Genomic DNA, 23,471 nt, shown 5'->3' with positions numbered 1-23,471 from the left:
AATTTATGATAAAATTCTATAATTTAGTATAAAATATACGTTTTGGCTGATTCTAAAGAAGATCCTCATAAAAATTCTTTATTAACCGTATGGGAATCAATAAGAATTTTGACAAATGCCATCATAAAAATTCAAGAAGAACTTTCTGCGCTGAATCAGAAAATAACTTTAAAAAAAAGAGCCGAATTATTACCCAATAGCATTTATTATGAAGCACAGATTAAGTTAAACGATGAAGTCAGAGCTACTTTGCCAATAGTTAGCTATCGTATGTTGGGTGGTGAGCTGATTATACGTAATCATATTACAGCAGAAGAAGTAAAAATTCCTAGGGATTTTCATTACCTTAAAGTCGTCAAATTTGGTTACGATGATTATAAGTTAATCTTTTGTAATGCCCTAGGTAGTGAATTTTTTGAGTACAAAAAGTATGACCCTAAATACTCTAGTGTTTCAGATGAATATAAATTTATAAATTTCAATAGTATAAAAAAAATTTACAATACAGATCTTAAGGAGCCTGTCAGTCACGCACCTTCCTTTTTAATTGCAGAAGGAGATATTGAACCTGGATCTCAAAATCATGCAGTCGATTTATTTGAGTTAGCCCAAGGTGCTAGAGGTAGAAAAATCGGAACGCTAGTAGATGAACTTGGTTATTTTGACAACAAAGATCGCTTAAACTATTGTAATTATCACAATAGTGCAGAAAGTAATATTTATGGCCCAGAAGAATTCAAGGTGAAAAGAATAAATATGGATATGAGCGAAAGCGACGAATTTCACCTTATTGTAAAATCTGATAATGTGCTGGACAGTACACTACTTCATCCTATAAGTAATTTAGATATATTTTAAAGTTTTTAGAGTATCTAATTGTTTTATTGTTATAATAATACAATTAAGCTCAGTAGCATTATATTATGGAAGATAAATTGCTTGAATCAGTAAAAAACAAAAGCTATTTTAGCAAAGCGGTTGAATGGTATTGCCACAGATACTTGTTTTGTGTAGCAGAAAGGTCTTGGATTGCATTAATAGTGTCGTTTCTGCTGGTATGCTTATGTTTATTACTGCTCAATATATACTTATTATTTCCCGTTAAAAAAGATTTAAATTTTGTGAAGTATGTGAACCATGCAGAAGATGAATTTTCTGTAATATATAAACTTAGTTTTAATAAAAAAGAAGATGAGTATGCTGCCGTAGCAAGGTATTTAGTAAGCAAATATGTCGAAATATATGAATCAAATAAAGTTGTTGAACCAGAGTACCAAGGAAATTTTATAAAAAACAACTCTACACATAAAGTCTACCAAAGCTTTCAAGATAGAATGAACAATGAGTCTGGTTCATCTAAAATGAGCATTGTTAACGTAAATGTAGTAAAATTATTTATTGACCGAACAATCAAGGATCTAGTTACATTTGCTGGAAATGCTACTGTAGTTTTCACAACTGAGCAAAATAAGAAAGTAAAAGATCAGATTGTTGAGATCAGCTTTACTTTACCGAATATACAGGCAGCTCTGAGTGGCATAATATCATTTAAATTTATTGTTAACGGTTATAAGCTAAGGTAGTTTTGTAAAACACACCCACATTGATAAACTTAATCACTAATTGTAAATATTTTAGTATTTTCTAATCCATAGTTTTGTCCAAAGTAAAATTTATTTAATTTACATAATAATTTTTCTATACCTTTCAAGTAAATTACTGTAATTAACACATTATGTAAACAATAGTGGTAAAATTATGGTAAAAGAATATGAATATCAAAGCAGCAATAAATATGGATCATTATATCAAAAGGCAGCACTCCAACGCACACAGGAGCTATCTGGTATAACAAATCAAAGGAGGAAACTGCTATTGAAATAGAAGAAAACAATAATCTTAAAGCAGAAATGGGTCCTGCTGTAAGTGAAGAGAATTTAAAACACTATTATAACATAACATTTAAAAGCAAAAGTGGTGGCTATGGTGATCATGCAAGCCTAAACCAATGGAAACATTTTTTCACTTACGAGAAAAATATGACGCTTTTACATTTGGCTGCACAGGACGGAGATACAAATGCTATTAAAAAATTAATAAATAAAAAGGCAAAATTTAAGAAAGACATTGATGGAAGAACTCCTTTGCATTATGCAGCTATTGCTGGTAAGCAAGAAACACTTGAAACTATTCTTAAAAAATCGAAATGCGATGGAAGCGAAATTAACAGGCAAGATGAGTATGGTAATACCCCTTTACATTATGCATCTAATGTGGGTTGTATAGAGTCTCTTATAAAAAATGGAGCGAGAATTATAAAAAACAATCAGGGTCATACACCATTACACTCTGCTGCTATAAAAAGGTTAAAAGAATGTGTTGAGTATTTGATAGGCATATCAGCTATCAATCGAAATCTTGATTCTAGGGATAATAAGCATTGCACGTTACTACATTATGCTACTAAATCTGGTGTTGGCACACAATATATAAGTTATCTGTATAAATGCGGTCTAACACTTATAGATGATGGTGAATTAATTGCAGATGAAAGTGGTAAAAGCCTGCTGTTTTATGCTGCAATGAGTGGAAGTTGTGAATATTTTGTAGACTTTTACACTTCATTAGACCCCCTGCGAAAAGGTAAAAAACAGATGAAAAACATTAAAAAGCATGTAAAATGAAAGTTTTAGAAGAGGGAAGATGGCAATAAGTTACGTAAAAATAGCAAGAACACCATATATTTTTAGACAATTGACAGGGCTCACAACATCTGAATTTGAAAAAATTGTGGCAAAAGTGCGTCCAGAGTGGGAAAAAATGGAGGCGAAAAAGAAATGTCACGGAAGAAAATCGCATGTTGAGGAGCTAGAAGACAGGATTTTATGTGTTCTAATTTATTACAGAACGTACATAACGCATCCATTTTTAGGGTTTTTGTTTAATTTGCACAACTCAAATATTTGCCGACTTTTTAAGAAAATGTAGCCATTATTGGCCAAAAAAATTACTATAAAAAAGGATAGAACGCTGACGCCAGAAAGGATTTTAAAAATTTTAGCAGACGTCACGGAGCAACCGATACAGCGGCCGAAAGACAGCAAAAAACGTAAGAAAAGTTATTCCGGAAAAAAGAAAGCAACCACAATAAAAACCGAAATTGTGATCGAGGGAAATGGGCAAATTCTGTCGATTTCGAAGTCGCATAGAGGTCGAATGCATGATTTTCGCATAAGGAAACAGGAAAAATTGTTGGCCAAAGATAGCATAAAATATGCCGATTCTGGGTATCAAGGTTGGCAAAAACTGCAGAAAAACGTTGTGATTCCGTACAAAAAACACCGTAAAAAGCCACTAACGGAGGAGCAAAAGGAGCATAATCGGAAGCTGGCATCGTTCAGGATGCGTGTGGAAAATAAGATTCGCGAGATAAAAATCTTCAAAATAATGTCAAATGTTTACCGCAATTTTCAGAAGAAATACAACATGAGATTTAATATTATAGCAGGAATTGTGAATTTGAGGCATAGTTTTTAATAATTTTTAGGCTGGGGATTTCTTACCAGATTTTATCAGCAACTTGCTTCACGTTGTTTCGCAGGGGGTCTATTGATTACGGTAGATGGATTTAACTCAGAATTTGAAATCGGAAGAAAAGATGAAGATGGTGCTACAATATTACACCATACTGCTCAATCGGATGAAGAAGATTTATTAAAATTTATAATAGGACAGGGAATCGAAAAAAGAAATCCGGTTCATCTAAGTAATAGTAAAAATTGGATTATCAAAGACGCAAAGGGGCGTTCTTTATTGCATTACGCTGCTCAAAGTAAAACGGGTAATTGTCTTCAGTTTCTTATAAATCAGTTGGAAAGGGATAGAACAAAATATCGAATTGATCTAAGTCAAGAAATAAATATGCAGGATGAAGATGGTAATACACCTCTACATTATGCTGCAAAAGAGGGGAATAGGGAATGTATTGAATTATTGTGCAAAAGAGGAGCAAAAATTGATCTCGTTGATAAAAATGGAATGAATCCATTACATATTGCCTCTATCTACGGGCACGTATCTTGTATTGAATTACTTATTTCTCATAGCAAAAATGAACAAGATTACATTAACAGCAAAACTCTGAATGGCGAAACGCCATTCCTTTTAGCCATTAGTGGAAACCATGAAGACTGTGCTAAATTATTAAAAGATGCAGGTGGGAAAATTCATGCTTGCGATAACATACGGGCTAATGCGTTACACCTTGGCGCTGGCGGAGGCATAGAGTATCTTAATCTTGTTATAGCAGCAATGAAAAGTTTCGATCGAATATATAATATTAATGCATGTGATGAGTATGGAAGAACACCGTTACATTCCACAAGAAATAGAGAATGCTTTGAGGCCCTTATACAAAATGGTGCAGATTTTGTTGATCAAGGAAAACTTATTCGTGATCACCATAATAAAACCATATTACATTATGTTGCTGCAAGTGGAAACGCAAGCTTTATGGAATTCCTTTTGAAGGAGTTGAAAAAACATAAAGTTGATATCAGCAAAGAAATTAATCATCAAGACGATAATGGCAGGATGCCACTATATTACGCAGTTGATCAAGAAAATTTGGAGATGGTAAAGCTGCTTTTAAGCATCAATACTCAATTTGCTGCTGAAGAAATAGATAATTGTATTAAGGGTGGGTTGCGCAAGCTATTAACGTATAATGTATCAAATAAAGACGAAATTCTGCATACTAAAGACAAATATGATAAGACTATTTATGATTATGTTTTAAAAAGCAACGCCATTCCTGTACTAAAGATCTTTTCAGACTTCTCTTTCCAAATGAAAAAATTAAAGAAAAGGTTTCATGATAAACTGGATAATCAGTTTTTAAGCAAATTTGCTTACTTTAGTATTATTTATACTAATATTATGGCTTTAGTTGGTATCAGGTCTTTTTTTGAAGGGGATTTTTTCGGAAAGCGCGAACTTTTTTATTTTGCGATTTCTGTCCCAATTGTTAATGCTTCCTTAAATAACTGTCTTTTGTATGCTAAAAGAAAACTCAATCAATCAGAAAAGATATCTAATACATATGAAGAGGAAATAAAAAAAATTAACACTAAAATTGGTGAAATTCAAAAAGGAGAATATGACGAAACTCAAGATTTAAACAAACAAATTCAACAATACGTTGAAGCAGCAGTAGGAGAAGGTAGCGAACCAGACAATCAAAAAAAATGCCTTGATGATTTAAAAACAACTCACAATGACAAAACCCCTTTACAGAAAAAAGTAGCTGAAATATTACTTTCAGATTTATTTTGCACAAAAGCACAAAAGCGATGGAAGAAGGCAGTAAGAAAAACAATTGATGATATACGGATCCAAAAAGTTGCTGTTAAGGGTATCAACGATCAAGACATGCAAAATCAAAAGGAATATGAGGAAATAACTAAATTCTAAGCAATTTAAGGGAGAGTGCTTGTAATTACAAGCACTATTTACAGAAAATTGAATGATTTATATTATACATTACTATATCGAAGATGATCCGGTTTCTTAGAAAACAAATCCTTCAACATAGTTCCAGCAGCTTCCGATTTGCTTATCCCATACTCTGTTGCCATGTTACTGACTTTATCATCAACCATTTCACCTGCTATTCCTATTGCTGCTAGTATTGCCAGTCCTCCTATAACACCTGCAGCACACGCAATTCCAAAAGGCAACCCGGCAAATAAAGCACCAGCTACACATAACATACCCGCAATACATGACACTGCTGCAATCTTTCCTTTGTTTTTATCCCAGAAGGTTGGAGATTTTTCGCTGGTGTTATCATTATCAGATAATACGCTCGTTCCACGTAAATGAGTGGCATAATCTGGATCGCTTGGACCTGCAGGTGATTGGCCTTCATCACCTGAACTATCGGATGATATACTTGTTCCACGAGAATAAGAGCCAACTGTTCCATTTAATTGTTCCTGTGTAGGAAGAGGTAATGCACCAAGATTTAGTCCCTCTCCCACAAAAGGTACATTGCTTTGGTCAACAGGTTGGCTCGGTTGAGCTGGAACTTTAAGTCCAAGCTTTTTCATCTTTTCTTCAATCACCTTCTCAAGCGCCGTCCCCAACCTACTACTATGTTCTCTAGCATAACTCAATGCTGTATAAGATTTACCATCTATAGTTGACTCTTCCTCAAAAAGTTTACGAAAAGCATCTTGATATTTATCAGCTAATCCAATTAGCTCATAAAAATTATTGAAAATAATATTTTCTTCGTAAAAACAATAAGTCAGAATTGAGAAGACGTTTCCATTCTCATCTCGCTTTGCGCTTAAAACTGCATTTAAATCTTCTGAGCAATCAGGACTTGTAAATATTTCATAAAGACTTTTTCGGAATTCTAGTTTCATACCTTTAACTACTGTATCAAATAAATTCCTTTGATTCTCATGTAATTTATCATAACTTAACACACTTTCTCCTCCTTGAGCTTGTTCCTGCCCATCTTCTGAAGAAGGAGGTGATATCAAGATTTAGTCCCTCTTCCATACAAGCTTCATTGCTTTGATCAACAGGTTGTCTCGATTGAGCTGGAACTTCAAGTTCAGCCTTTTGTATTCCTTGAATTATATCAAGCACATCAATATATTTTTCAGAAAAATCATCGTTCCTATCTACTCTGTATTGCAGATAATCCGATAAATTCCCTTGAAATTCGTCTTTTTCTACCTCCATGCTAAGGCATTCTTCTAAAATACGTAAACGACTAGCTGCATTAAAGAGATCTTTGTAATGATTTTGCATTATCATTCTAATCAATCGTTCAGAATTCTCACCAAGAAATACTAACCTAAAATCTTTTAGACTTATATCCTGTAAATCCTCAGGAAAAAAATGATTTCCATATCCCATATCAAGTAAATAGTCTACTGCACTTCCAATATCAATAGTTCCTCTATTGTAAAGTCGCATACTTCCTTCTCCATTTAAAAATAAATATAGTATAATTATTATATATTTTTATAAATAAGTCAACTATATTATTTGATTAAATTATATTAAGTTTATAGTAAAGTTAATATAAAATTAATAAGATCCCAGTGTCAGCTACTCGGATGACAAACATGGGTGCGCTGGGATGACAAGAGTGGGATGACAAGAGAAGGGCTACTGGGATAACAAGCCCCTGAATGCACTGGGATGACAAAAATTGGTGCTGGGGTAACAAATCTGATTTAAAGCCCTTCCGCAAGCTAAAAGTGAGTCAAGCGATATTATTAAAAGGTAAATGCACAACAACAGCTAAATTAACGCTAACTTAAGAATCAAAAATATACAATTGTAATATATTTAATTAATAGTGAGGTTAAAAATGGCTACATTTAACAGAGGTTTCTTTGCTTCAGATTTTGACAATTATCAACGGATAGATACTGAACTCCATACACTAGAAGATACGGTTAACAAAATTGGGGCTACAGTTGAAAAAGTATCGGGAACAGCTAACGAAGCATTAAACACAGCTGATGCGGCATTAAACAAGGTTGATGCATTTGGTATAAAACTAGATATGTTTGAAGCAGCCCAAGGAGCATCAGATGGAGCAGGTATTGCAGGAGATACTGCAGCACTAGTAGGGGATGTTGCAGAAGTAGCTGGGGATTCAGACAAGATAATGGCGATTTGTATTGTAGCAAGTTCTCTCGCAGTAATGGCTACGTTTGGTTTTGTTGTATTCTGTTTCTATCAGGGAATTAAACATGGAAAAGAAGAAGAAAGAAACACTTCTCCTGCTAACTCAAATACGCCAAGAGGGAGCCTTGAAACACTCTCTACAGAAACCAAATCACTAATATCCAATGTGCGCCATAAGTAAACAAACTTAGCCTTTCCAGTGTCACTACAGAGCTTGACACTGGTGCTATATATGAACATCATACTTAACAAATGATGCTAATCGGCAGCGAGTTTGAAAAGTAAAATGAGATTCCAGTGTCACGCACTGGAATGACATCAAGAAGGAGGTACAGTGAGAATAGAGTCAGATAGCTTAGGGGAAGTAAAAGTACCAAATGAACACTATTGGGGAGCGCAAACTCAGCGTTCTTTGGAGAATTTCAAAATTGGTACGGAAAAAATGCCAGAACCTCTAATTAGAGCGTTGGCAATGGTGAAACTTGCGGCAGCTAAGGTAAACATGAGACAGGGTACTATAGATGAAAAAATAGGAAATGCAATCTGCACAGCTGCACAGGAAGTAATAGATGGAAAATTGAGTGGTGAATTTCCCCTAGTTGTGTGGCAGACCGGATCTGGAACACAGACTAATATGAACATGAATGAAGTGATTAGCAACCGCACGATACAGATTTTGGGCGGTAAATTGGGAAGCAAATCTCCGGTCCATCCAAACGATCACGTGAATTATGGTCAATCATCCAATGACACTTTTCCAACTGCAATGCATATAGCAGCAGCAGAGCAGGTAAACCACTTACTTATTCCAAACATGCAAGAATTGCACAAGGCGCTGAGTGATAAGGTTCAGGAATTTAAGGAAATAATAAAAGTAGGACGTACTCATTTGCAGGACGCAACACCTTTGACTTTAGGGCAAGAGTTTTCTGGCTATGCAGTTCAAATCGAAAAGGGAATAAAAAGGATAAAATCAACTTTGAGCGATGTATATGAGCTTGCGCAAGGAGGTACTGCAGTTGGCACGGGACTCAACACTAAAAAAGGTTTTGCCGAGGATTTTGCAAGAGAAGTTTCAGAAATCACTGGCCTACCATTTACTTCAGCAAGTAATAAATTTGAAGCTCTGGCAGCAAATGATGCACTCACTCAGCTGAGTGGAGCATTAAATACAGTAGCAGTGAGCTTAATGAAAATTGCAAATGACATAAGGCTACTTGGTTCTGGTCCGAGGTGTGGAATTGGTGAAATAACATTACCAGAAAACGAACCTGGATCTTCAATCATGCCGGGCAAAATAAATCCAACTCAGTGTGAAGCGGTAACTATGGTGTGTGCTCAAGTTATGGGAAATCATGTTGCTGTGACAATTGGCGGTTCAAACGGTCATTTTGAACTAAACGTATTTAAGCCAGTGATAATTTACAATGTTTTGCAGTCTATAAGACTCTTAGCTGATGCAAGTTTAAATTTCACGGAAAAATGCGTTATTGGTATTCAAGCAAATAAAGAGAGAATAAAAAATTTACTGAATCAGTCGTTAATGCTAGTCACTATATTAAACACACATATAGGCTATGACAATGCAGCGAAAATAGCAAAACTTGCTTATAAAGAGAATATTACTCTAAAAGAAGCGGCAGTAAAACTTCAGTTACTTACTGAGGAAGAATTTGAAAAGATAGTCAAGCCAGAAGAAATGGTGAATTTCAAATAGATTTATCATCAGTGTCATTAATATTTAAAGTAGTTTCTTTTATTTCCTTTATTCGTGCATCTGCCAATATTTTCAACTCATTACCATATCTATAATAATTTTGCTTTATAACGTGTAATTCATCAGCAACAGAAGAGTCTAATTTGGGATAATACGTATAATTGCAGTTTTTTTCAACACTTACGGATAACGCCAACATAGGAAATAGAATTAACAGCAAAATAAGCGAAAAGTTTGTCATATCTGCAAAACTCCAACATTAGGCTCAATTTAAACTTAATGTGTTATAAATGTATTAACTCTCTGTAAATAACAGATGGTATAATACCGTTTCCAATTACTATAGTACTTCCCAATATAAATGAAGCCATCATAATCACCTTACCTACCAAAAAAAGAAAAATTTCCAGATTAGCGTGCTTCGATAACTTTTTTCTAAATTCTTCCGATCCACTTAAGAAAATTTTTATTATATTTATATATAATATGGCATATTCTTAAATATAGGAAACAATTATGAAAAGTAGTATAAAATTCAATCACGTAACTGATTACAAGGTTTATGACATGAGTAAGTACGGCGCTGGCGCTAAGAGTTATACTATAAAATCACTGAAGGATCCAAAAGATCCTGCCAGTGAAGCAAATTACTATGCAAGCATTGATCCAGTAGATAATGGAATGAGTAGTTTAATAATTCATTCCCGTTATCCCAGTGAGAAAGGATCTATACATTTTGGGACACAAGAGTGTCGCTTACTAACAGAGCCTGTGTGTCTGGATAGCAAGGCATGGGTTGAATTCGAGGTTCCTGATAATAGATATCTCGGCTATCAACAAGACGGTCAGGGCTTGTCTCTTATTGACATGGAGATGGTTTAATAGGTAACGCATAACCGCTTAAGTTTAACTTTATAGAAGGTTTGTTACAATAAATAGCCCTCAGTATTTAGTTTATAGCACTGATTAAACCTTCTATAACTATCTGCCAAACTTTTTATATCCACTTCCATGACATCCTTTATATTCAATACTTTTTCTTCTGTTACTTTACCAATATGTGAATAAACTATACCTTGAAATAATTCTTCGAACTTTTTCTGATTTTGCGGTGCAACAGTCGCTAATATTCTACTTTGCGACTCAGAGAACATTATTACCTTGTTCACCATATCTGTATTTTGTATTTCCACTGCTGGCACTAGTGAGAGATCTATTTCAGCACCAAGATCACCCGCAATAAGCGATTTTGCTAAAGCTATAATTAAACCTCCCAGATTTGGTGCAATCGCGGAAGCAATGATGCCATCTTTTATTGCTTGATTGTAGCATTCATACAATTTTCTAGCGCTTTTTGCATCAACTTTTGGCACATTGTTATTACCCGTCCCACTATGCAGCTGGTATTCCGATCTACCAAGTTCATCGTGAGTTTCTCCAAGTATGTATATTAAATCACCCGGCATTTTGACATCGAGCGATACCGCATTTTCAATATTTTCTATAACTCCAATTGCTGAGATGAGCAATGAAGGTGGTGCAGATATCATTACTTCTTCACCATTTTCATTATATCCCTTAAAGTCGTTAAACATACTATCTTTACCAGATATAAATGGCGTTTTGAAGGCAGTAGCGTAATCATAGCACGCCTCTGCAGCTCTTTTCAATTGCCACAATCTTTCTGGGTTATAAGCATCGCACCAACAAAAATTATCAAGTAATGCCAAGTGGCTTATATTTCCACCTGCAGCTACGTAATTACGTATTGCGGTATCAACCGCACATGCTGCCATGTGATAGGTGTCAATTTCTCCATAGCTTGAGCCAAACCCTTGCGATTTTATAACACCTTTACTTGAGGAAAGAATCGGTCTTGAGACAACGGCTTCACTGCACACTCTGCCTTTACCTTGCAATGGCTTTAGCACTGATGATCCTTGAACTTCATGGTCATATTGAACCACTATAAACTCTTTACTGCATATGTTTGGCCTGCTTAGCATTTCTTTTAGTTCAATAACAATAGTGTCATTCGAGTAGCTGACACTGAAATCTATTTTACGTTCAATTTTACGTTCAATTCCACCATCGCATGGATTTTGGTAGAAAATGTTTTCAGGCAAAGCCTGCTGGATTCCAGTGTCACGCACTGGAATGACAGAAGAACCTCCAGTCCACGGCTTTGTTTTCAAGTGCACTTTAGGATTACCATCATGCAAAAATTCAGTTTCGATATCCATTACCAGTGCGAGTGATGAGACTCGAACCCTAGCCCTCATGCTATCATTAAACTCTCCGATCACACTGACCTCCACATCATGTTTTTTCATGATTTGCTGAAACAATGGGAGATTTTTTTCCGGTACTGCTAAAGTCATTCTCTCTTGTGACTCCGATATCCACATTTCCCATGGAGCCATGTCATCATTTTTCAGTAGAATTTTGCTTAAATCCACGTCAAATCCATTTTTTCCCATTTCGCCAACAGAAGATGCAAGACCTCCAGCTCCGTTATCTGTTATTGCATTATAAAGACCAAGATCTCTTGCTTCTATAACGGCATTGGATAATTTTTTCTGGGTTATAGGGTCACCAATCTGCACAACAGTTGAAGGGCTGTTTCCTGACAACGCCTCTGAAGAAAATGTTGCCCCATGAATTCCATCTCTGCCAACCCTTCCGCCAATAATTACAATCTTATCACCATTTTTAGGTCCCTTGATGTGTGAAGGTGCATTATTTATATTGCGTGGAATAATTCCTACGCTCCCAACAAAAACTAATGGCTTTCCACAAAATCTGTCATCAAAATATACCGATCCAAGTTGTGTTGGAATGCCTGAGCAGTTGCCAGCAACATTTACACCGTGAATCACTTCTTTCATTATATATTTTGGTGGTAAAATCTCATCAGTGCATTCTTTGTCTCTATAAAGTTTGCCTTTTATTTCCTTAGCAAAGCAAAAATAATAGGTATTCATTATAGGCTCTGCGCCCTTACCAAAACCAACTATATCACGATTAACTCCAAGTACACCAGTCATTGCTCCACCAAATGGATCAAGAGCTGAAGGGCTATTGTGAGTTTCAACTTTATCTACAATTAAGTACTCATCATCAAAAATTATTCCTCCAGCGTTGTCGGAGAAAACTGACACACATATATCAGAGTTTATTTCACGTGTTGCACGCTTAATGTAGTGTGCATATAGGCCTTCTTCTACCTCATCAATAGGAGAGCAAAAAATGTTGTGCTTACAATGCTCAGACCAGGTCTGCGCTAGAGACTCGAGTTCAATATCATATGGACTTCTACCGAGCTTGTTAAAGTAATCTTTTATAGCTTTCATCGCAGGTAGTGAAAGACCCAGAGTGCCGTTACCATTAATTCCATCCCTGCTGATTTTTTCAAGCTCCTGGTCACTCACGTTTAAGTCAACAGATTTAGCACTACCAACTGTCATCTTAGTTTTTTTTTCTGTCATTCCAGTGTCGGAGCACTGGGATGACAAGTAAGAGAGCGCTGGAATGACACACTTCAGTTTACCATAATATTTCCAATGATAACTGCTATTTTCCTTATAGATGAGCGTACAATACTCAGTGATAGGATTAAACTGCTCTTTTATATAAGCTTTAGTTGGAATATCACCTTTATCTAAAATTAATTTTGAACTTTTAGTGCTTATCTCAATCGATGCCATTTTACCGTCACACGCTGGAATGACAGAGGGGTCTATACTTATTAAATACTCTCTAACTATTTGCTTCGCTGTATTAGCCACATTATCAGTCATACCAGCTAAAAAGCTTATCTCTAAGCCCCACTCAGCTTGTGGAACTATAAATTCATATTGAATCTCTTCAAGGCTCTCATTGTAGATGCAATAACGGCAGTCTTGAATGACTTTGTTATAAAATAGTTCGCAGATTTCTTCGTATAATTTTGGTGTAAGATCTTTGCTTATATGAATTGTGTAAACGTTAACTACACCAACTTGTTCACATTTATTTAAAACTTCTATTCTGATGTTTGTCATTTAGTATTATAAAAGATTTTAATATATCATAAGAAATTTTATCAAAAATTTATATATCTGATTTAGATTTTTTTGTAATACTAAAGCCAGATTTCGTACAGCATTGAGTTAACTTTCTAATCAACAGCGAGCTAATCATTGATAAAATACAAATTGCTAAAGCACCTATTAATAAACCAAATATATCTAACGCTACCAATAATGGGCTTATCTCTGATGTTATACGAAAGAAAACATTAATCCCCACTAATATTGGGATCAGTAGTAAAACCCTAACGCAAGCATTAACATCGATCTCACCTTCTTTTGTTTTAAAGCTTGGATTGATAAGACATCCAAAACCAATTAAAATTATCCCAGAGCCAGCTCCTATAAATAAAGAAGGAAAGTAAAATGAGCAAATTACTCCTGCTCCACCTATTGCTACTCCTGATATTATTCCTACAACTATAGATATTATAAGTACCACTAACTTAGCGAGCATTTGACAAATTAGCATATTCATCATAATTATATAAAGATTTTATTGTAACATGCTTTGCTGAAAGAGGCTTATGGTTTTTGCTTGACTATTTGTAAATAAAAGATTACAACTTTAGTATAAGTACTAATTTTTAGTATTCGTTCATCTAAATGGTGTCAACTTAAGGCTATAGGTCTATCTCTAGATAGTCCGCTTAACACGATAAAGAAAATCATTTATAATCGCTATAGCAACTAGTGTAGATACTTGACGTTCCTTCTGATTTGATAAATAGATGTTTTTATCTGAATTTACCACAAGAGCTTCAGGATGACTCTGAAAATAGATATTGCCATGCTTATCTTCAACCGCCTCTATTACTCCATCTCTCGAAAATGCTACAATTTTATACCCAAGCAACTCTAATTTACTTCTATTTTCAGGCGTATTACTTACTGCACCTGAATGAGCATCTGGAAAACACGTTGAAAACCAGCCATTCTCATCAGGTATGAGGAATTTAGCTACTACTTCTGCTAAACGACTATTCGGAACAATCTTTACCTGTTGGAGAGGTACACATTCCTTCTGTGGATTAGGTGCAGATTTTAAATGAGCTTTTTGCTCCTCTTCATTGCTCACAAGATTTGCTACACGCACTACTTCAATTCCTTTTGCATTCATAATGCCCTGTAAACCACCACATATTCCGAGTAAGTGAATTGAAGGATTATCATCTATTATTTTCACAATTGCTTCGGTGACGAGCTGACGGCAAGGAGTAGGTGGAAACGGCTCTGAATGAAGATTGTAATAATTTCCTGGAATAAATATTCTATTTATTTTTTGCTCTTCAACAAACTTTGCAACTTCAATTTTTATTCGATCTAATGTTAGCTTTCTTGCAAGCATCTCATCTTGCTTTGCAAGGTTCAATGACTCTTCTTGAATTTTTTTAAGGCTAATTATTTTATTATAATCAATTAGTACAGTTTTAACTCCAAAATTATTGAACATCTCATAGACATTTTGAGATAACCCAAGCTCATGTGGATATGTTTCCTCTTCTGTTTTTAATAAACCAACAACTATATTATCGCTTACTGTATACAAGTTTTCATGAGTGTTTGCGTGAATAAAACTGCTGCTAAATAATAAAACTATAAGTAATAAGATATTTAGTACTTTATTGTAATATTTATGTATCATGATTTTGATCTAATAGTTAATATATTAACATTGTAATATATTATAAAGCATTTTGCAATAAAAAGGTGAATTTAAAGAGCTATAATCTATTTTACTCTAACTTAATGAGCAGTCCTTTTGCCACTCACCTGAACTGATACAGTAAACTCAACTAATGGTCAATATATCCTCTATTAAAAATTGTATGAATTCATTTCCGTTCCAGTAATTCATAGAGATTTTACCTAAAATGGCCTTAACGTTACCCTGCATAATAGCAGAACCAAGCTCAGTATTTGCAGAACGAAATGCAATACCTCTAACCATAATATTATCATCGGCAATGAAGCATTTGATATGATCAGTTCCCATAATTTCAGGCTTTCTTATCTTTGCTCCTTGAATAATAAATCTTGGTTCAGGATTGCCTGGTCCAAATGGTTCTAAACGCTGTAATTGATTCCATAAAGATAGGTTTATTGCTTTAGCTGTTACTATACCATCTGCTTTTAAAGTTTTTTCACTTATAGAGCTTGAAAACCTTTCAGCAAAAAAATCATGCAAATCATTTATTTTGTCTTCTGTAATCGAAAACCCAGCTGCCATATTATGGCCGCCTCCTTCAATAATTAAATTTACAAACTTTGCAGAAAGCACTGCTGCACCAATATCAATTCCAGAAATTGATCTACAGCTTGCTTTTCCAACTCCGTTATTTAAAGATATTACTATTGTTGGCAAGTGAAACTGTTCCTTTAGCCTTGATGCAATAATACCAATTATTCCCTTGTGCCAGTTACCATTTACCATTATAAAATTTGCACCCAGTTTTGCAGACATTTCAGCTTTTGCTGTAGCTTCCAAGAGAGCTTCATTCTCTAACACTTTTCTTGCATTGTTCAAGTCTATTAACTTCAGCGCAATCGAGTGTGCCTCTTCTTCATCATTTGTGGAAAGTAACCTTGCTCCAAGTGATGCTTCTCCAATTCTCCCTCCAGCATTTATGCATGGCCCAATACCAAATCCTAACCGAGAAACGCTTGGTTTTTCAAGAATTCCTAAAGCATCAAATAAAACACGCAAACCGATATTTTTTCTTGCTGACATAACTTTAAGCCCTTGCGCAACGAATGCCCTATTTAGGCCAGTAATTTGCATAACATCACACACAGTTCCAAGAGCAACAAGATCCAATAGATCAAATAAATCTGGCTCTTTTTTACTAGCAAAAAACCCTTGTTCGCGTAAGCTTTTATTAAGAGCAACAACTAACAAAAATGATACTCCAACTGCTGCGAGATTATTATAAGAAGAGCTCTCATCAAGGCGATTTGGATTAACAATTGCCACAGCATTAGGTAATTTTTCTGTACCAAGGTGATGGTCAACAACTATAATATCAAGACCAAAGCTCTTTGCATCATCTATCGGTTGATATGCAAGTGTGCCACAGTCAACAGAAATGCATAAATCGATCCCATTTTTTTTGAGTTGCAATAAAGCATCTGTGTTTAATCCATAACCTTCATCAATACGATCTGGAATATAAATTATAGAAGGTATACCGACTGCTGATAAATATCTATTAATCAATGCTGATGATGTTGCACCGTCAACGTCATAGTCACCAAAAATCGCAATATTTTCATTATTGTTTATTGCCTTTATTATGCGGAAAACAGCTTTATCCATATCAAGAAGATGAAAAGGATCTGGCAGCAGTGATCTGATTAGTGGATATAAAAAATCACTCGCATTTTCTATGTTAATACCACGAGTAGCTAGTATTCTTGCCAATATTTCTGGCAACTCGAATCTCTGAGTAAGGGTTAAGAACTCCCTTTGATTTGCTTCCTGCAACTTCCACAGTGCATTTGTTACGCTACGCTTTTCAAGTTCATTTAGCATGCTTTTTGTAAATGAAGTGATTTTATCAGAGTTTTGAAGCTAGCTCTATATAAAAAGATTCTCTTACAGATCGCAACTTAAAGAGCACTTATACAACTTTGTTATGGCCTATAACTATGCGAAAAGACTTAAAACTCTTATGGGTCTTACCCCATATGAATTCATATCCACTTTTTCTGGGTAAGATCACTTCCGCCTTTAATAAACTCATTTGCTTGCTGAACTAGCATATCTATAACTTCTTTGACAGGCTTTTCCTTATCAACCATACCAACACTTTGACCAGCCATTAGAGATCCTGTTTCAACATCTCCTTCAATCACCGCTCTTCTTAAAGCTCCAGCCCAGAATTTTTCTATCTCAAGCTGTCCATCTTCTTTTGAGATATTTCCCCTATTATATTCATCAATAACTTCTTTTTGACGCTTCACAAAATCCTCACTTGCTTTGTTAGCTATAGCTCTTACTGGAATTACAGGAAAATCAGCACTTACCTGCACCGAAGGTATTGCGTTACGTGCAGCTGATTTGATAAATACTTCTTTAAAGTTTTTGTGGGCAATTGATTCATTAGTGCAAACAAATAACGTACCTATTTGGCAGCCACTTGCTCCCATTTCAAGGTAATTGACAATCATTTCACCTCTTCCTATTCCGCCCGCAATAAACACTGGTATTTGTTCACTTTTTAAATAAGGTAATATCTCCTGTGCAAGCACAGAAGTGCTAACCGGACCTATGTGCCCACCTGCTTCCATGCCTTCTATTATCAATGCATCAACCCCCATTTTAACGAGCCTTTTTGCAATGCTGAGCGCTGGAGCAAAGCATAAAATTTTTATTCCGGCATTTTTGATTTTTTCTATACTAGGTTTTGTCGGCAAACCACCGGCAAGTACTACATGGCTCACTTTCGTTTCGGTGCATACTTCTATTAATTCATTTAATTTGGGGTGCATAGTAATTAGATTCACACCAAATGGCTTATCAGTTAATTTCTGTGTCTCTGTGATTTCTTGTTTTAATAGGTTTGGAAACATCGCACCACATGCAATAACGCCAAAACCGCCAGCATTTGAAATTGCTGAAACCAAATTCCTCTCTGAAACCCAGCTCATAGCACCACCCATTATTGCAAATTTACTGCCGAGAAAATTTGTTCCCTTTTTCCAAAGGCTATCCAACTCCTGCATATAATCTATATAATGCGTTTTAGAATATTCTGCTTATCCATAAATACGTGCTTTAAAACACCAAGTATATGCAGAACTATAAAGAATATCATAAAATATGCAAGTATCGAATGCGCCTCGTTAGCTGCAGAAGCTAATTCTCTATTCTTGTTAATTAATAAAGGAATATGAAAAAAATACTTGATCTTTATACCAGAAGCGGAAGACATGACATAACCAGATAGCGGTATTAATATCATCAAAAAATACAGACAAAAATGTACTATTTTGCTTGCGCTCACAACAAGTTTGGAAAAAGTTGATGGAAATGGTGGAGCATAAGTGAATATGCGAAAAAATATGCGCACTATAATTAAACCCAAGACAGTAACTCCACAAGCCTTATGAATAGCATAGATACTAAATTTAATTTCGTCACTTGCTGGCAAGCTTTTCATATAAAGCCCAGAGCAAAGCATACTTATAATAAAAACAGCCATTAACCAATGGATAATTCTTAAGCCTAAACTATATTTATCGTTTTCCATTTTATTATAACAATCGGCTATGCAGAGAGCTTAACGTATTTCTTCTTTACCAGACAAAACAAATATACTCCTATAAATAAACAGATGCTTATTATTGATGCATAAGAGAATTTAAAAATTAAATCTCTAATATATATTGATAAACACTTGCCTGCAGAAAATTTATATAGCAACCCAATACATACAACAGCACTATCAACCACCGATGCTACAATTAAAGTGATGAAATTTGCTATATGAAAGCTGAACTTTGATTTTAACTTTTTAAAAAGCATTATGCTTAAAAGAAGTGATACTAAAATCCCAGTATATGAAATTAGTAACATTAAGCCAAAATTTTGCCATTTCAAGAGACAAACTGACAACGTGCATATCATCAGACTACCAATCGCTCTTTTTTTGCCATAAAATTCAACCATTGAATTTATAACTAAAGCTGACCCAGTAAATAAAGCAGCACAGATCATTAACTTGCTCGAATAATTAAGTAGAAAAATATTAATAAATAGCAGGAGCGATAAAATAAACATAGCATTACCTATAACAATATACCTTTATTTTAGATAAATATGATAGCAGGTAAATAATTATTTTAGCCTTAATAACTAAAGAAATATTATGATTAACACAACATTAGTAACTATAGCTAGAATAAGTAAGATTTACCAAATGCCTTGTTATTCCACTAATTAAGAAGTGGAATATTGAAGCTAATCCTTGATGTATTCAAGGTTAGTTATAATCTTATTTATTCTATTTAATACTTCGGTATACTCTATTTTTTTTTCGTTCCTATGTTTCTCAAGCTCTTGATTTATTTCACCCAACTGTCTTGTTAATTCTAAAATTTTATCCTCAAGAGTTAGTGCTGCAAGTAAGAAATATAATGCTTCTGAACCTTTACCTCCAGTTTTTTGAGATATAGAATTAACTAGCTTGTCAAAGTTGGCAACAAGACGTAATAAATGTTCCTTCTTCTCACTTTCACAAGATATTTTGTATTTATTATTACGTATAACTATTTCTACTACTTGCATATACGGTTAATAAAAATGATGTTTCCTGAACTACATAATAAGTAAAATTACTTATTGCACGCTCTATTCATTTATCAAGTCTGTTAATTCTCTACTGCTACGAAAATACGCTTTAAAGTATTGATTTTTTGCAAACCTCTGTAACATCAAATGATTTTCTTCTTTTTTTAAGTTATAAGTTCTAATTGAAAAGGAACCAAACCCCCTAATTTCAATTCTATTATGGTGTTTCAATGTATCTAAAAGTATCTCAAAGAATCTCTCAACTATAGCCGCTATAATCATCTTATCCAAAAAAGGATGCCCTCTTGCTACCTTTGTTATTATATCAGATTTTGTTGCCATTTATGTAAAACTAAAATAAATATTATTTAGCCGATAATATGATGTTATACCCTTCAACACCCAGCACTTCAGCTTCTATTTCTTCTGATATAGAAAACTTTTTATTTTCTGGTAAATGCTCTTGATTTATTAAAAGAGTTATATCGTTTCCAGCTTCAACGACTAACCCATTATCTTCCCTGTTGCTTACAGTAACCTGAATTTTATCTCCTACATTAGTCTTTTTTATTAAATTTTCAAGAGGATCATATTCTATCTGCTTTATACCGAGATAAATCCTAGCCCGATTCACGTTAGCCCTCAATACTTTTGCTTCTATTTTGTCACCCACATTATATTTTTTTATCTCATCGGCACTGCTTTCAGACCAACTTAAATCTTTTGCATATATTAACCCTTCCACATTTTCATCTATTTCAGAGTCATTAAAAGCGATAGATATATATGAACCAGTATTATTCTTAACTTCACCAGAAACAATAGAACCAAGAGGATATTTATTGACGAACACCTGCCAAGGATTATCTACATACCTTTTCATACTTAAACTCATTCTATTCTTGCTAATATCAATACTAAGAATTTTGACATACACCTCTTGTCCCCTTGTTACGAGGCCGCTTACTGGTAAATTACTCTTAACCCAAGTGATTTCCGATGAGTGCACTAAACCCTCGATTCCAGGCCTAAGCTCAACAAATAACCCATAATCTTCTATACTTGTTACGTGACCTTTATGCACACTATCAATCGGATATTTTAACTCAGCATCTTGCCAAGGATTATCTTCCAGCTGCTTTACACCCAAGGAAACCTTTGCATTTTCCTTATCTATTTTTATGATTTTAACTTTTATAGTCTGACCACAAGCAAAAACTGCAGATGGGTGGCTTACTCTACTCCAAGATATATCTGTGATATGCAACAAACCATCTATTACCCCCACTACATCTGATTCATGAATACCGACGAATACACCGTAATGAGTAATGCTTTTTATTTTTCCTTCTATTACGTCACCTTCATTTAAAGATTCTAAAAACTTAGTTTTTTCGCCAGCATGTGATTTCTCTAACACCAATTTCCTTGATACTACGATATTGCCCTGCTTTTTATCCATCTTAAGCACAATAAATTTTTGCTCGGTTTCAATAAGGTGCTTAGCATCTTTCACTTGTTTCAAATCCACATGACTGAGTGGTAAAAAGGCGCTTATTCCATCACCAAGATCAACAATAAAGCCGCATTTAATTGAGCGTTTAATAACACCACTCACTTCATCTCTTGTAACCGCATCTTCTTCCAACTTATTCCATTTTTCGTCCCTAATGGCTTTCTCACGGCTAAGAACAACATTACCGTGATAATCTTCAATTCTTTCTACATAAACTTTAATGATAGAGCCAATAGCTACCTCATCATTAGGACCGAGCTCCTTGATCAAAATTCTTCCATCGGATTTTAAACCAATATCCACCACGATGTCGTTAGGGTTTATTCTAGTAATCACACCATCTATGACATCTCCTTCTTTAATTTTACTAACAAAAGAGTCTTCAAATAAAATATCATCTTGACCCTCAAACTGGCCTTGACATGTCTCTTCTATAAACTTATTTGACGATAATTTTTTGATAGCAATATTACTCATGCAACGCGACCTTTAATTTAAACTTTGTTAGAATAAATATATTATATAATATTAATAATTAGTGACAAGTAATTTTTCGTTAACTCATAAGCATAAGAGAATTATTTGAGCTATAAAACGAGAAATTATATGTGTATCAAAAATATGCTATGCAAGTGGATTAGATCATTTTCCAGAAGATCAAGATTAAAACCTGAGGTTGATGAAACATTAAAGCAATATTCCATACAAAATAATAAGGAATCTATAGAGAATGTTGTAAACTCTCAAAAAAGAATATGGGTAGAAATAGGCTTTGGCAGTGGTGAAAACATGCTTTATCAAGCACTTAATGAGAGTGATTTGTTATTTATAGGATGCGAGCCCTATTTAAAAGGGGTTTCTAAATTACTATCCAACATAGAAAAACACAATATAAAAAATATTTTAATATGGACAGAAGATGCAAGAGAGCTGATTGAAAATTTTCCTGATAACAGTGTTGAAAGATTTTTTATTCTCTTTCCAGATCCTTGGCCAAAGCGGAGCCACAATAAAAGACGGTTAATTAACACAGAATTTTTAAATTTATTAGCAAAAAAGATGCTTATGACAGGGGAAATATTAATTGCAACCGACCATCCGGATTATGCAGAGTGGATAGCGTTACACATAAAGCAGTGTAATTTTTTAAGCTATAGAGAAACTGATTTTTCAAACTGTCCTTTTACAAAATACCATAAAAAAGCACTCAAATATCAACGTAAAGTAAGATTCTTTAAAATAAGCATTTCATTGAAACAAAGCACAGTCACTTAATTTTTATAAACATACTGTAAAATATAAGAAAAATTAAGCTTAAAATGTTAGCTGATTCTTGGACTTTACTAATACTTACACTACTTGAAATTATACTTGGCATAGACAATTTAATCTTTATTTCTTTAGCGATAGATAAGGTACCAAAGCTGCTCAGAGAAAGAGTGCGTCTTATGGGCCTTGGATTAGCACTATTGATGCGTTTTGTAATACTATTTTTTACATCATCTATATTATCAATGCAAAACCCTATATTTCAGGCTTCACCATTCAATATCTCAGCAAAGGATTTGCTTATGTTTGCAGGGGGATTATTTCTTATTATTAAAAGCTCTATGGAATTGTGGAACGACATTTTTTTACATAAGCAAATCAAAAAAAAGACAAATATTAAATCGCAATTTTTTTTGGTTGTATTGCAAATTATATTGATAGATTTAGTTTTTTCAGTTGACTCAATACTAACTGCTATAGCATTGACTCATAATATGATAATAATAGCTACAGCATTCACATTTTCTATATTGGCAATGCTGTTTTTATCGAGCTACACCGCCAAGTTAATCAAATCTAATCCGAGCTTAAAGGTAATCGCCATTTTATTTATTTTACTTGTTGGTGTATATCTCATGCTTGATGGATTTCACGTAGAACTACCAAAAGAATATTTATACTCTTCGTTTATATTTGCGTTGCTTGTGGAAGTTGTGAGGAGTGTAAAGAAAAAATACAGCGTACGAAAGCGAAATGAAACCTAATTGTCATTCTATAAACCATGCCATGTGATATCATCGAAGTCACCTTCCTCTTGGTAGCAGGCTACTCAGCCCCAGATGTAATATAAAAATATTTCAAATTATACAAGAGTACAGTTGATAGTAGTTG

22 protein-coding genes and 2 pseudogenes are annotated in these 23,471 nt (G+C 34.4%); 11 read left to right on the top strand and 13 right to left on the bottom strand.

The annotated features are described in order from the left end of the window. Positions 1-42: 42 nt before the first annotated feature. The 5 genes and pseudogenes from AAGD89_RS02410 (at position 43) to AAGD89_RS02390 (ending at position 5,472) form a co-directional block, all read left to right on the top strand. Positions 43-858 (top strand): hypothetical protein, encoded by an 816-nt coding sequence (locus tag AAGD89_RS02410; RefSeq protein ID WP_341808686.1) that lies wholly within the window; start codon positions 43-45, stop codon positions 856-858. A gap of 65 nt (positions 859-923) precedes the next feature. Continuing rightward, entirely contained in the window at positions 924-1,583 is a 660-nt protein-coding gene (locus tag AAGD89_RS02405; RefSeq protein WP_341808685.1) for a VirB8/TrbF family protein, read from the top strand. A gap of 327 nt (positions 1,584-1,910) precedes the next feature. After that, positions 1,911-2,684 carry an ankyrin repeat domain-containing protein gene (locus AAGD89_RS02400; protein WP_341808684.1) on the top strand — a complete coding sequence of 258 codons (774 nt, stop codon included), beginning with the start codon at positions 1,911-1,913 and terminating at the stop codon, positions 2,682-2,684. 19 nt (positions 2,685-2,703) lie between these two features. Beyond that, positions 2,704-3,537, top strand: a pseudogene (locus AAGD89_RS02395) (transposase). A gap of 72 nt (positions 3,538-3,609) precedes the next feature. Continuing rightward, positions 3,610-5,472, top strand: a complete 1,863-nt coding sequence (locus AAGD89_RS02390; protein ID WP_341808683.1) for an ankyrin repeat domain-containing protein — start codon at positions 3,610-3,612, stop codon at positions 5,470-5,472. Positions 5,473-5,534: 62 nt separating this feature from the next. Here AAGD89_RS02390 and AAGD89_RS02385 read toward each other — a convergent pair whose 3' ends face one another. Next, positions 5,535-6,551, bottom strand: coding sequence for a hypothetical protein (locus AAGD89_RS02385; protein WP_341808682.1), 1,017 nt, complete (start codon positions 6,549-6,551; stop codon positions 5,535-5,537). After that, complete coding sequence (locus AAGD89_RS02380; protein WP_341808681.1) at positions 6,481-6,993, bottom strand: hypothetical protein; 513 nt, start codon at positions 6,991-6,993, stop codon at positions 6,481-6,483. Before AAGD89_RS02380 ends, AAGD89_RS02385 begins: the two co-directional genes overlap by 71 nt. Before the next feature lie 400 nt (positions 6,994-7,393). Between AAGD89_RS02380 and AAGD89_RS02375 the strand changes: the two genes are divergently transcribed. Next, on the top strand, positions 7,394-7,897 hold the full coding sequence (locus AAGD89_RS02375; RefSeq protein WP_341808680.1) for a hypothetical protein: 504 nt from the start codon (positions 7,394-7,396) through the stop codon (positions 7,895-7,897). A gap of 153 nt (positions 7,898-8,050) precedes the next feature. After that, complete coding sequence (gene fumC, locus AAGD89_RS02370; RefSeq protein ID WP_341808679.1) at positions 8,051-9,433, top strand: class II fumarate hydratase; 1,383 nt, start codon at positions 8,051-8,053, stop codon at positions 9,431-9,433. Here the strand turns inward: fumC and AAGD89_RS02365 are convergent. Next, positions 9,426-9,674, bottom strand: coding sequence for a hypothetical protein (locus AAGD89_RS02365; protein ID WP_341808678.1), 249 nt, complete (start codon positions 9,672-9,674; stop codon positions 9,426-9,428). The genes fumC and AAGD89_RS02365 overlap by 8 nt on opposite strands. A gap of 275 nt (positions 9,675-9,949) precedes the next feature. On the opposite strand from AAGD89_RS02365, the gene AAGD89_RS02360 reads away from it, so the two are divergent. Then, positions 9,950-10,315 carry a hypothetical protein gene (locus AAGD89_RS02360; protein ID WP_341808677.1) on the top strand — a complete coding sequence of 122 codons (366 nt, stop codon included), beginning with the start codon at positions 9,950-9,952 and terminating at the stop codon, positions 10,313-10,315. A gap of 44 nt (positions 10,316-10,359) precedes the next feature. Here AAGD89_RS02360 and AAGD89_RS02355 read toward each other — a convergent pair whose 3' ends face one another. From AAGD89_RS02355 to recJ, 4 genes are all read right to left on the bottom strand, one after another. After that, entirely contained in the window at positions 10,360-13,476 is a 3,117-nt protein-coding gene (locus AAGD89_RS02355; protein WP_341808676.1) for a phosphoribosylformylglycinamidine synthase subunit PurL, read from the bottom strand. A 49-nt stretch (positions 13,477-13,525) separates the two neighbouring features. Then, positions 13,526-13,945: a hypothetical protein gene (locus AAGD89_RS02350; RefSeq protein WP_341808675.1), complete on the bottom strand. Its 420-nt coding sequence runs from the start codon at positions 13,943-13,945 to the stop codon at positions 13,526-13,528. A 195-nt stretch (positions 13,946-14,140) separates the two neighbouring features. Further along, positions 14,141-15,145 carry a gamma-glutamyl-gamma-aminobutyrate hydrolase family protein gene (locus AAGD89_RS02345; RefSeq protein ID WP_341808898.1) on the bottom strand — a complete coding sequence of 335 codons (1,005 nt, stop codon included), beginning with the start codon at positions 15,143-15,145 and terminating at the stop codon, positions 14,141-14,143. 150 nt (positions 15,146-15,295) lie between these two features. Continuing rightward, positions 15,296-17,035, bottom strand: coding sequence for a single-stranded-DNA-specific exonuclease RecJ (gene recJ, locus AAGD89_RS02340; RefSeq protein ID WP_341808674.1), 1,740 nt, complete (start codon positions 17,033-17,035; stop codon positions 15,296-15,298). Between the two features lie 70 nt (positions 17,036-17,105). Here recJ and AAGD89_RS02335 point away from each other — a divergent pair. Further along, positions 17,106-17,201 (top strand): annotated as a pseudogene (locus AAGD89_RS02335) (IS481 family transposase); the annotation flags it as partial. Here AAGD89_RS02335 and AAGD89_RS02330 read toward each other — a convergent pair. The 6 genes from AAGD89_RS02330 to AAGD89_RS02305 all read right to left on the bottom strand — a co-directional run bounded on the left by AAGD89_RS02330 (position 17,197) and on the right by AAGD89_RS02305 (position 21,788). After that, on the bottom strand, positions 17,197-18,228 hold the full coding sequence (locus tag AAGD89_RS02330) for a nitronate monooxygenase (protein ID WP_341808673.1): 1,032 nt from the start codon (positions 18,226-18,228) through the stop codon (positions 17,197-17,199). The pseudogene AAGD89_RS02335 and the gene AAGD89_RS02330 overlap by 5 nt on opposite strands. A 5-nt stretch (positions 18,229-18,233) precedes the next feature. Further along, a complete protein-coding gene (locus tag AAGD89_RS02325; RefSeq protein ID WP_341808672.1) occupies positions 18,234-18,755 on the bottom strand; it encodes a cytochrome b in 522 nt (173 codons plus the stop codon). Positions 18,756-18,772: 17 nt separating this feature from the next. Further along, positions 18,773-19,222 carry a hypothetical protein gene (locus AAGD89_RS02320; RefSeq protein ID WP_341808671.1) on the bottom strand — a complete coding sequence of 150 codons (450 nt, stop codon included), beginning with the start codon at positions 19,220-19,222 and terminating at the stop codon, positions 18,773-18,775. 243 nt (positions 19,223-19,465) lie between these two features. Further along, complete coding sequence (locus AAGD89_RS02315; protein ID WP_341808670.1) at positions 19,466-19,792, bottom strand: cell division protein ZapA; 327 nt, start codon at positions 19,790-19,792, stop codon at positions 19,466-19,468. A 63-nt stretch (positions 19,793-19,855) separates the two neighbouring features. Further along, positions 19,856-20,137 (bottom strand): HU family DNA-binding protein, encoded by a 282-nt coding sequence (locus AAGD89_RS02310; RefSeq protein WP_341808669.1) that lies wholly within the window; start codon positions 20,135-20,137, stop codon positions 19,856-19,858. A gap of 22 nt (positions 20,138-20,159) precedes the next feature. Further along, positions 20,160-21,788: a 30S ribosomal protein S1 gene (locus AAGD89_RS02305; protein ID WP_341808668.1), complete on the bottom strand. Its 1,629-nt coding sequence runs from the start codon at positions 21,786-21,788 to the stop codon at positions 20,160-20,162. Positions 21,789-21,917: 129 nt separating this feature from the next. Between AAGD89_RS02305 and trmB the strand changes: the two genes are divergently transcribed. Both trmB and AAGD89_RS02295 read left to right on the top strand, forming a co-directional pair. Beyond that, positions 21,918-22,586 carry a tRNA (guanosine(46)-N7)-methyltransferase TrmB gene (gene trmB, locus AAGD89_RS02300; RefSeq protein WP_341808667.1) on the top strand — a complete coding sequence of 223 codons (669 nt, stop codon included), beginning with the start codon at positions 21,918-21,920 and terminating at the stop codon, positions 22,584-22,586. A gap of 44 nt (positions 22,587-22,630) precedes the next feature. Beyond that, entirely contained in the window at positions 22,631-23,344 is a 714-nt protein-coding gene (locus AAGD89_RS02295) for a TerC family protein (protein ID WP_341808666.1), read from the top strand. The last annotated feature ends 127 nt before the right edge of the window (positions 23,345-23,471 follow it).

It is taken from the genome of Wolbachia endosymbiont (group E) of Neria commutata, assembly GCF_964026735.1.
GTDB lineage: Bacteria > Pseudomonadota > Alphaproteobacteria > Rickettsiales > Anaplasmataceae > Wolbachia.
The sequence above is the reverse complement of the archived record's forward strand: the minus strand, read 5'-3'. Positions and strand labels throughout refer to the sequence as shown.